Source organism: Domibacillus sp. 8LH, assembly GCF_038806185.1.
Taxonomy (GTDB): domain Bacteria; phylum Bacillota; class Bacilli; order Bacillales; family Domibacillaceae; genus Domibacillus; species Domibacillus indicus_A.
Window position 1 is genome coordinate 544,859 of sequence record NZ_JAVJNG010000001.1, and the last position, 10,900, is coordinate 555,758.

The window sequence follows — 10,900 nt, forward strand, 5'->3', positions numbered from 1 at the left end:
TGGCAGGAAAACGAAGGAGCTTTTTAAGGAAATAACGTAAAAAAAACGCCCCGTCAATGCGGGACGCTTTTTCTTTCATTACGCGTTGCGGTTGATTAGTTCTTCAAGCGCTTCTTTTGGCTGGAATCCAATCACTTTATCGACCGGCTGGCCGTCTTTGAACAAGATCAGTGTCGGGATACTCATTACGCCGTACTCGCCAGCAGTTTGTTGGTTTTCATCAACGTCAATTTTGACGATTTTTACTTTGTCGCTCATTTCAGAATCTAATTCTTCAAGAACAGGCGCAATCATTTTGCACGGTCCGCACCAAGGTGCCCAGAAATCCGCGAGAACAAGTCCGCTTCCTGTTTCAGTCGAGAAGTTTGCATCAGTCGCTTTTACAATTGCCATGTATAAATACCTCCTAAAGTTTCTGTACGGAAAGTATATCACCGTTTTTTGGGGTTAGCTATTATTTTGCTTACCCTAAGTAAAAGAGCCCCAAACTCAGGGGCTCACCGCCTTTATTTTTTTCAGCTCTTCCGTCAGCATCGGGACTACCTCAAATAAGTCACCGACAATTCCGTAATCCGCCACCTTAAAAATCTCTGCATCCGGGTCTTTATTGACCGCTACAATCACTTTTGAATTGGACATTCCGGCCAAATGCTGAATAGCTCCGGAAATGCCACAGGCAATGTATAAATCAGGGGTTACCACCTTGCCCGTCTGTCCAATTTGCAGAGAATAGTCACAATAGCCGGCATCACAGGCTCCCCTTGAAGCACCAACCGCTCCGTCCAGAACATCCGCCAGCTCCTGCAGCGGCCGGAAGCCTTCCGCGCTTTTTACCCCTCGTCCGCCGGCTACAATCACTTTTGCTTCTGAAAGATCCACACTTCCTGCTGATTTCCGAACGACCTCCTTGATCACAACGCGGATATCTTTAACCGGAAAAGAAAGAGGGGAAACATCTCCGGAACGCGTCCGATCTCTTGGGCATGGCTCAATGTTATTCGGCCGGATGGCCGCCAGCAAAAGGCCTTCAGGAACGGTTACTTTTTGAAAAGCCTTGCCCGCATAAATAGGTCTTGTAAATACAATCTCCCCGCTCCTTACTTCGAGAGCCGTCACATCCGAAACGAGCCCTGCATCCAGCTGTGCAGCGATTTTGGGAGCTAAATCCTTGCCGAGCGCTGTATGTCCGAAGAAAATGCCATCTGGCTGCTCCTGCTCAACAGCCGCAATTATCGCGCTGGCAAATCCGTCTGGTGTGTAGTGACCGAGCTTTTCATCTTCTGCTGTCCGCACCCGGTCTGCACCATATTGAATCATTTCTTCAGCAAGAGCACCGGCCTCTTTGCCAATCAGAACACCGACCACTTCCCCGCCCTCTGCAGCGGCTTTTGCAGCGGCAATGGTTTCAAAAGCAACACGGCGGAGCTGTCCTTCTCTTATTTCCCCTACTGCCATGATTTTCTTTGGCATAATAACCCCTCCCTTAGAAATCAAATGACATGTGCTTCAGAGCGGAGCAATGTGACCAGCTCACTGACCTGTCCGGCTAAATCCCCCTGCAGCATGCGTCCGGCTGTTTTTTGGGGCGGCATAAATACTTCAACGGTTTTTGTTTTGGGCGCTGCATCGTCTTCCTCCAGTTGAAGGTCGTCGAGCTCGCATTCTTCAAGCGGCTTTTTTTTCGCTTTCATAATGCCAGGCAAAGAAGGATAACGGGGGTCGTTTAACCCCTGCTGACAGGTTACAAGAAGCGGCAGTGTTGTTTTTACTTTTTCGGTATCACCTTCTACATCCCGGGTGATCAAAACTTCTCTTCCGTTTATTTCTATTTTTGTAATGGTCGACACGCAGACTATGCCGAGACTCTCTGCTACACGTGGTCCGACCTGGCCGCTTCCTCCGTCAATCGTGACGTTTCCTGCCAAAATAAGATCTGCTTTTTTGTTCTTTAAATACTCGGTCAAAACTCGGGCTGTGGTAAAGGCATCCCCATCCTCGATCTCTTCTTCTATATTGATAAGCACGGCTTTGTCTGCACCCATGGCGAGAGCTGTTCGAAGCTGCTTTTCAGCTTCGTCCGTGCCGACAGTTATAACGGTTACTTCTCCGCCGTGCGCATCCCGGATTTTGATGGCTTCTTCAATTGCATATTCATCATATGGATTGATAATAAATTCGGCTCCGTCTTCTTGAATACTTCCGTCTGAAATAAAGATTTTTTCTTCTGTATCAAATGTTCTTTTCATTAAAACATATAAGTTCATTTGATTTCCTCCTTCTGTTCAGACAATTAACGGCCGGAAAAACCATTTAACAGCATCCTGGTTACCTCTTCCGCTGAAGCAGCCAGGTTATACTTTTGGTCATTCATCACCCAGGTAGTGACCATTTCATCGAGTGTTCCGAATACCATTTGCCGGGACAGGCGTATATTTAAGGCCGCGTTGAACTCGCCGTTTTGGACTCCCTTTTGTAAAATTTGTTCGATCAGCTGCAAGTATGATTTTAACACTTCATTGATTTTCAAACGCAGCTCCTTGTTGGACTGACGCAGTTCTAACTGGGTTACAACCGCCAGATGGGGATCTTCTGCAAGAAGCCCGAAGTGGTTTTGGACAAGCAGCTCCAGCTGCTCAGCTGCTGTTTGCTTCGTTTCGATAATTTCACTTGTTTTTTGGATAAATGTCCCCATTTTTTCCTGGAACAATGAAATTAAAATATCTTCTTTGTTTTTAAAGTATAAATAGATGGTTCCATCCGCGACACCGGCCTGCCGGGCTATTTTCGATACTTGTGCTTGATGGTAGCCGTTCTCGGCAATAGCGACAACGGCGGCATCGATGATTTGATGGTATTTTGGTTTGTTTCGCTGCATGAAGCAAGCCGCCTCCTGTGAAATCAATAATGAATGACTATTCATTCATGAATTTATATTATTCTTATTCTTTGATTTCGTCAAGCAGGCAGCCCCTTCAGCTTGTTTAGTCCGTTTTTTGCTTTTCTTCTTCAATGAGCACGCGGCGTAAAATTTTACCGACAGCTGTTTTCGGCAACTCGTCACGGAATTCATAAATACGGGGCACTTTAAAAGCGGCTAAATGTGCCCGGCAGTATTTATCGAGCTCTTCTGCATCTGTATGCCGTCCTTCTTTCAAGACGATAAAAGCTTTGACTGTTTCACCGCGGTATGGATCCGGAACACCCACCACCACGGCCTCTTGGACGTTTTCGTGCTCATACAGTACTTCTTCTACTTCGCGCGGATATATATTAAATCCTCCTGCGATAATCATGTCTTTTTTTCGATCGACTACATAAAAGAAGCCGTCTTCATCCATATAGCCAATGTCTCCCGTTAACAGCCAGCCGTCTTGAAAACACTGTTCCGTTTCTTCCGGCCGGTTCCAATATCCTTTCATCACCTGCGGGCCGCGGACAGCAATTTCTCCACGTTCTCCCGGCTGATCCACCGGCTTGCCGGTTTGCAGTGATAAAATCACTGCTTCTGTATCCGGCCATGGAACGCCGACACTTCCTTTTACACGCTTTTCCCAAATAAAATTAGCGTGGGTAACGGGAGAGGTTTCTGTTAACCCATATCCTTCAACAAGCTTTCCGCCTGTGGCCCGCTCAAACTTTTCCTGCACCTCAACCGGCAGCGGCGCTGAACCGCTGATACATGAATCAATAGAAGATAAATTGTACTTTTGTAAGCGTGGAGCGTTAAGCAGACCAATGTAAATTGTCGGCGCCCCCGGAAAAATAGTCGGCTTTTGCTTATGAATCGTTTTTAAGGTTGTTTTCACATCAAACTTCGGCAGCAGTACCATTTTATATCCTTGCATAACGCCTAAAATCATCACAGTTGTCATGCCGTATACATGGAAAAAAGGAATGACGCCTAAAATCACTTCCCCGCCAGGGCGGTATTTGTACATCCATGCGCCGCACATCGAAGCGTTTGCCACAAGATTTTGGTGAGTTAGGACCACACCCTTTGGAAAGCCCGTCGTACCTCCTGTGTATTGCAAAACGGCCAGATCGCTTTCAATATCCACTTCCAAGGCTTCTTCTTTTGCTTCGATCTCTTCCATAATAGATGTGAAAAAGTGATTGTTATAACGGTTTTCTATACTTACCGAGATGCCAGTTTGCTTTTTTTGAATGAAGGGATAAAGGACGTTTTTTGGAAAGGGCAGATAGTCTTTGATAGCGGTTACAATCAAGTGCTGCACGTTTGTATGGTGAATGATTTTTTGAACGCGTGGATAAAGAAGATCGAGGACAATCATCACTTTAGCACCACAATCTTTTAACTGATACTCAATTTCCCGTTCTTTGTAAAGCGGATTGAACTGGACAACGACTGCCCCTGTGTACAAAATAGCGTAAAAGCTGATCACAGCCTGCGGCGTATTGGGAAGCATAATACCGATACGATCGCCTTTTTGAATACCAAGTTTTTTTAAATAGGAGGCAAGTTTTAGTGCGGATTCATGAAGCTCTTTATAGGATAATTCTTTCCCGAGAAAATGAATAGCCGTTTTGTCGGGATACTTCGCAGCGGCTTTCGTTAGAAACGATGACAGCGGCTCCTTCGGGTAATCGAGCGCAGCGGGAATTTCCTTCGGATAATGAATCAGCCACGGTTTTTCGGACATCTTCATCTGCCCCTTTGCAAAAAGAATAGGTGCTGCCTTCAGTATAATGAACAGAAATTCATTTTACTAGAGAAGAAAAAGCAGCTCTTAAGCCGCTTTTTCTTTCCGCCATAAGCGGTTTTATTTCTTTTTTATTTTATGAGTTCATCACCATATAAATGATGCCGACAATCAAAAAAGCTGCACAGCAGGCCATTAAGATCTTTGCTAATGTTTCCATGTTTGTGCTCCTCTTTTCTTTACAAAAGCGCAGCGCCAATCATGTATGAGAGGCCTGCAGAAATGATAAATGAAATAAAGCCGACAGCCCGGTTATCACGCTGGATTTCTTTGTCTACGTTAAAGCTCGGCGTCAGAAACTCAAACATAAAATAGCCGGCCAATAGCAGGATAAAGCCGAAAATGCCCCATCCCGCCATGGTTAAAACAGAATCATTATGCAAAATAGAGTGGTGAAAAACGTTGGCAATACCGAAGATTTTGCCTCCAGTTGCCATGGCTACTGCCATATTGCCTTTTTTGATTTCTTCCCAATTCCGATAGGATGTGACCAGTTCAAATATAGCCAGGCAGATAATAATACAGATGGTTGCAATGCTGTAATAGCCCGCCATCTGCACATATTGGTTTTCCCAAAAACCTGTCATAACCCGGCCCCCTCTTATTTCAGCTCAGCGATTGTGACACCAAGTCCGCCTTCGCCCGCTCCGCCAAATCGTATATTTTTGACCATCCGGTGTTTTGTCAGGTAACTGCGTACCCCTTTCATAAGCGCACCCGTTCCTTTTCCGTGGATAATCGACACTTGATGATACCCCGCTAAAAGCGCGTCATCCAGGTACTTTTCCACTCGCTTCAGTGCATCTTCATATCGCTCACCGCGTAAATCCAGTTCAGAGGAAACGTGAAAATCTTTGCCCCGGATCGTCGCAATTGGTTTTGGTTCTTTCTTTTTCTCGGATTTAATGAATTCCATATCCGATTCGGCTACCTTCATTTTGATGATCCCCATCTGCACGATCCATTCATCGCCGGCGGCTTTTTCAATGATGCTGCCTTTTTGACCGAAGCTGATCACTTTGACTTCATCGCCTGGTTTCCACTGGCGTTTCGCTGGTTCAATAGCCGGCTTTTTCGTTTTGCGTTCCGGCACCGCGTCTTCCAGCCTTTTACGTGCTTCGATCAGCTCGTGCTCTTTTACATTCGCTCCGCCTGCCAGGCGAATTGTGCGAAGCTCTTTCATCACTTCTTCTGCTTCTGCACGTGCTTTTTCTACAATCTCGGCTGCTTCCGCACGCGCTTTTTCTTCCATTTTTTCTTTCTGCTCGTGATAAGCAATCACTTCTTTTTGCAGGTCACGATGAAGTTTTTCTGTGTCACGCAAATAAGCACGCGTTTCCTGTTCATACTGTTCAGCTTTGCGGCGGCTCTCATCAAGCGCTGCAATCATATTATCCACTTCATGCGAATCGGCGCTGATTAAATTCCGGGCATTTTCGATAAGCGCAGGATCAAGCCCAATCCGCTTCGAAATTTCAAATGCGTTGCTTCGTCCCGGAATGCCAATCAGCAAGCGGTATGTCGGGCTTAACGTTTCCACATTAAATTCCACACTTGCGTTAATGACTCTATCACGGTTATATCCGTAGGCTTTTAGCTCTGGATAATGCGTTGTTGCGATTACCCGTGCCCCTCGGCCGATCACTTCATCTAAAATCGAAATCGCCAGAGCGGATCCTTCCTGCGGGTCCGTTCCTGATCCAAGCTCATCGAATAGGACAAGGCTTTCATGGTCAATTTCTTTTAGCATGGCGGCGATATTAACCATATGAGAAGAAAAGGTACTTAAGTTTTGTTCAATCGACTGCTCGTCACCGATATCGGCAAACACGGATTGGAAAACCGCTGTTTCGGATCCGTCTTCAGCAGGGATAAACAACCCGGACTGCGCCATCAGCACAGAAAGACCCGTTGTCTTTAGCGTAACGGTTTTACCACCGGTATTCGGACCCGTGATCACGATCGCGGTATATTCGCGGCCGATCTCAATGTCACTTGCTACCGCTTCATCCGCAGGCAAAAGCGGATGCCGCGCGCCAATATAATGAATATAGCCTTCCTCGTTTAAAAGAGGCTTTGTGGCATTCATCGAGCGGGCAAACTTTCCTTTTGTAAAAATAAAATCAATTTCAGACAGCATCTTTGTCATGGTGAAAAGACCCGGTGCGTGCTCAGCCGTTTGGGCGGTCAGCTCCTGCAGAATCTTTTCCACTTCATACTGCTCTTTTACGGTCAGCTCTCGCAGTTCATTGTTTAAGCTGACAACCGATGCCGGTTCAATAAACAGGGTTTGTCCAGAAGACGACTGGTCATGTACGATACCGCCATAGTGGGAACGGTATTCCTGCTTTACCGGAATAACATAGCGGTCGTTTCGAATAGTCACAATGGCATCCGACAGCATTTTTTGTGCACTTTGCCCGCGTGTCAGGCTTTCAAGCTTGGCCCGGATACGCGATTCCGCCGAACGCATGCCGTGACGAATATGCCGCAGGCTGTCACTTGCTGAATCAAGCACGCGGCCATTTTCATCGACTGTATGTTTAATTTTATGTTCAAGGTCTGTTAAAACCGGAATCACGGCTGTTTTTTCCGGTAAAATACGCAGGGTCACCTGTCCTTCTGAACGTACATCTTCAATAAAATTACGGATGTGGCGGCTTGCAGCGATTGTGCTGGCAATCCGCACTAGTTCTGTACCACTGAGTACGCCGCCGATTTGCGCGCGTTTGGCATGCGGACGGATATCATAAATGCCGTCAAGCGGAACATTTCCTTTAATGCGAATCACAGCGGCTGCTTCTTCTGTTTCATCGAGCCACCGTTGTACCTCTTCCGTATTCAGTGAAGGCTTTAATTCTTCCGCAAACGAACGGCCGACTTCGGAAGAAGCATGTTCGGCCAGTTTGGCAATAATTTTATCAAATTCAAGTGTGGCAAGCACTTTTTTATTCAACACGTTTCGACTCCTTTAAAAGCTACAAGCGGCGGATAAATGACATCAGTTCCGCTTTTGGCCATGTATTCACGACCGTTTCCGGCCGCAGCCATCCTTTTCGGCCAGCGCTCGCGCCAGTTTCCATAAATTGCAGATGCTCGATGGCATGGGCATCTGTATTGATTATAATTTTCACGCCGGCTTCCTGAGCCGCCTTTAAGTGCTCAGCAGACAAATCGAGCCGATGCGGATTTGCATTTAATTCAAGCGCTGTGTTCGTTTGGGCCGCAAGACGGATTAATTCTTCCATGTTGACTGAATAGCCGTCGCGCCGGCCGATAATCCGCCCGGTCGGGTGAGCAATCAGTTTCACGTATGGATTGTGCAGCGCTGTTTTTAACCGCTCCATAATCTGCTCCTGCGTCTGTGAAAAGCTTGAATGAATCGATGCGATCACAAAATCAAGCTGTTTTAATACGTCGTCCTTGTAGTCAAGTGTTCCATCAGGCAAAATATCCATTTCAATGCCAGAGAGGATTTCGATATCGCTGTACTTAGCGTTCCACTCTTTAATTTCTTCGTTTTGTCGAAGTAGCCTGTCAACAGACAAGCCATTTGCTACTTTTAAATACTGGGAATGGTCGGTAATAGCCATGTATTCATATCCGCGTGCGCGGCATGCTTCAATCATTTCTTCAATGGAAAATGCTCCGTCCGACCAGGCTGTGTGCATATGCAGGTCGCCTTTAATATCAGACAGCTCAATTAACGTGCCTTCTTTATATTTATCCGTTTCTGTCCCGTCCTCGCGGATTTCCGGCGGAAAGTATGGCAGCCCAAGGTGATGATAAAGCGACGCTTCACTGTCGAATGTTTTGACGCTGCCGTCCGGCTGCTCAATGCCGTATTCGCTTACTTTCTCATCGCGTTCTTTTGCAATTTGACGAATCTTCACATTATGGTCTTTAGAACCGGTAAAGTGATGGAGTGCACTCGCAAACTGGTCCGGTGTGACAATGCGGAAGTCAATGGATAGATCAAATTCTCCTCCGATGACCACTGACACCTTTGTCGGCCCGGCAGCAATCACTTCTTTTATATCCGGCATGGCTAAGAGATGTTCTTTTACCCGTTCCGGCTTTTCGGTCGCAACGATAAAGTCAAGATCTTTGACTGTTTCACGGAGGCGCCGCAAGCTGCCTGCACGTGAAAAGCGGCTGATTTCTTCAAAACTGTCGAGATAAGCTTCAATCCCTTCCGCAACGGGTATAACATACATAATCGGCAGCCGTTCAGGCTGCGTTCCCGCTTTTGCTACCGCCGCCAAAATCTTTTCTTCTGTTTTAGCGCCAAACCCGGCAAGCTGCTGGACACGATGTTCTTCACAAGCTGCTTTCAGCTCAGTCATATTGGTAATACCCAGTTCCTTGTACAGCTTGGCAATTTTTTTGCCGCCGAGTCCTGGCAGTCCAAGCAGTGCCACAAGCCCTTCCGGCACTTCGCTGGAGAGCTCGGTCAGAACAGTAGATTTGCCTGTTTCCATGTACTCGGTAATGACAGCAGCCGTTCCTTTACCGATGCCGGACAGCTTCGTTACGTCATCAATTTCCGACAAGCTTCGGTCATCCTGCTCAAGTGCCGCAGCCGCTTTTCGAAACGCGGATATTTTAAAGGGATTGTCCCCTTTCAGCTCCATATAAACAGCGATTTTTTCAAGCAATCGAATGATATCTTTTTTATTCACCATACAGGTCACCTGCTTTTCTTTTATAGTAGCAGAAAAAAACTTCTCTACCAAATAGGAGAGAAGTTTTTCAGCCATTCACCGCATTGCGGCTTTTCATACGGCTCATTTCCATTTTCATTTGTTCCAATTCTTCTTCCATTTTTAAATAATCATTCACCATATTAACAGCCGTCAGCACCGCAATTTTCTGCGTATCGAGCGAGGCATTGCGGCTGCCGATTTCACGCATTTTATCATCAACCATTTCCGTTACACGGCGAATATGGTATTCTGATTCAGTTCCAATAATCGTGTACTGATAACCGTAAATGTCAACTGTTAGGCGAGTCTTTTGTCGATCTGACAAATGCAAGGCCCCCATTTCTGTTGCAATTCTGTTATATATCATACCATGAGTCATTTACCGTGAAAAGGAAGAAAGTCTGGAGGCGTGTCGAATTGAGTCATACTGTCCTTATTGTAAACGAAGCTACACTGCAAAAAATGAAAGATCATTACGGAGTACCAGCCAAACTTCCCGCCGGCGCCGTTTTTGCGGCAAAGGTGGACGGCTGTTCTGTGACAGGCTACCGGTCCGGAAAAGTGCTGTTTCAAGGAAAGGAGGCCCAAACAGAGTCTGCCAAATGGGAGGGCCAGGCAGCGGCTTCAAAACCGAAGAAGGCATCTCCGCCAAGCGGCCAGCTGCCCGCTGGGTTTGCCAATATGTCGGTGGCTGGAAGCGATGAAGTGGGTACAGGTGATTTTTTTGGGCCGATTACCGTTGTGGCCGCCTACGTTGAAGCGGACCGGATCCCGGAGCTTGCCGCGCTTGGTGTACGGGACTCCAAAGATATGAAAGATCCTGAGATTGTATCAGTGGCCAAAAAACTGCTCCGGACGATTCCATACAGCCTGCTCGTTTTACGCAATGAAAAATACAATGATTTACAGGAAAGCGGCATGTCGCAGGGAAAAATAAAAGCCATCTTGCATAATCAGGCGCTTGGCAAGCTGCAGGATAAAATGGCACCCGAAAAACCAGAAGCGGTGCTGGTGGACCAATTCGCCGAAAAATCCATTTATTACCGGCATTTAAAAGGACAAAAACGGATTATAGAGGAAAATGTCTTTTTCAGTACAAAAGGGGAAAGTATTCATTTAGCGGTTGCAGCCGCTTCGATTCTAGCGCGTTATGCATTCCTGAAAGAAATGGAGACACTGTCTGAAAAAGCGGGCTTTACCATTCCCAAGGGCGCTGGTCCAAAGGTGGATGAAGCGGCCGCCCGCCTCATTCGAACATATGATGAAAGCGTGCTGCGCCATTTTACCAAGCTTCACTTTGCCAATACAGAAAAAGCAAGACGGATCGTGCGGGGATTATAATGGTTTATGCCTGCAGAGCCGGAATATAAAATTTAGGGCCGGATTCCTTTAAAATCTGGCCTGCTACTTGAAAAATCCGGCTTAAACAAATGGATTCCGGTCCAAAAAAACACATTTTTTTACCAAAAAGCA

Annotated in this window: 10 protein-coding genes; 1 reads left to right on the forward strand and 9 read right to left on the reverse strand. The window is 46.5% G+C overall.

Translation table 11 applies throughout. The features are described from left to right. Window positions 1-78 precede the first annotated feature (78 nt). From trxA to zapA, 9 genes are all read right to left on the reverse strand, one after another. Window positions 79-393 carry a thioredoxin gene (gene trxA, locus RG959_RS02880; protein WP_242233297.1) on the reverse strand — a complete coding sequence of 105 codons (315 nt, stop codon included), beginning with the start codon at window positions 391-393 and terminating at the stop codon, window positions 79-81. A 96-nt stretch (window positions 394-489) separates the two neighbouring features. Beyond that, window positions 490-1,470, reverse strand: a complete 981-nt coding sequence (locus RG959_RS02885; protein WP_342795863.1) for an electron transfer flavoprotein subunit alpha/FixB family protein — start codon at window positions 1,468-1,470, stop codon at window positions 490-492. Between the two features lie 20 nt (window positions 1,471-1,490). Continuing rightward, window positions 1,491-2,264, reverse strand: a complete 774-nt coding sequence (locus tag RG959_RS02890; RefSeq protein WP_342795864.1) for an electron transfer flavoprotein subunit beta/FixA family protein — start codon at window positions 2,262-2,264, stop codon at window positions 1,491-1,493. A gap of 26 nt (window positions 2,265-2,290) precedes the next feature. Further along, window positions 2,291-2,875: a fatty acid metabolism transcriptional regulator FadR gene (locus RG959_RS02895; RefSeq protein WP_251269624.1), complete on the reverse strand. Its 585-nt coding sequence runs from the start codon at window positions 2,873-2,875 to the stop codon at window positions 2,291-2,293. A gap of 106 nt (window positions 2,876-2,981) precedes the next feature. Beyond that, entirely contained in the window at window positions 2,982-4,661 is a 1,680-nt protein-coding gene (locus RG959_RS02900; protein ID WP_342795865.1) for a long-chain-fatty-acid--CoA ligase, read from the reverse strand. Window positions 4,662-4,900: 239 nt separating this feature from the next. Beyond that, a complete protein-coding gene (locus RG959_RS02905) occupies window positions 4,901-5,308 on the reverse strand; it encodes a DUF350 domain-containing protein (RefSeq protein WP_251269626.1) in 408 nt (135 codons plus the stop codon). Window positions 5,309-5,322: 14 nt separating this feature from the next. Beyond that, window positions 5,323-7,677: an endonuclease MutS2 gene (locus tag RG959_RS02910; protein ID WP_342795969.1), complete on the reverse strand. Its 2,355-nt coding sequence runs from the start codon at window positions 7,675-7,677 to the stop codon at window positions 5,323-5,325. A 22-nt stretch (window positions 7,678-7,699) separates the two neighbouring features. After that, window positions 7,700-9,406, reverse strand: coding sequence for a DNA polymerase/3'-5' exonuclease PolX (gene polX / locus RG959_RS02915; RefSeq protein ID WP_342795866.1), 1,707 nt, complete (start codon window positions 9,404-9,406; stop codon window positions 7,700-7,702). A gap of 67 nt (window positions 9,407-9,473) precedes the next feature. After that, the gene (zapA, locus tag RG959_RS02920) at window positions 9,474-9,752 is read right to left on the reverse strand and encodes a cell division protein ZapA (protein WP_242233290.1); all 279 of its coding nucleotides are present in this window, start codon (window positions 9,750-9,752) and stop codon (window positions 9,474-9,476) included. A 92-nt stretch (window positions 9,753-9,844) separates the two neighbouring features. On the opposite strand from zapA, the gene rnhC reads away from it, so the two are divergent. Next, on the forward strand, window positions 9,845-10,768 hold the full coding sequence (rnhC, locus tag RG959_RS02925) for a ribonuclease HIII (protein ID WP_342795867.1): 924 nt from the start codon (window positions 9,845-9,847) through the stop codon (window positions 10,766-10,768). The last annotated feature ends 132 nt before the right edge of the window (window positions 10,769-10,900 follow it).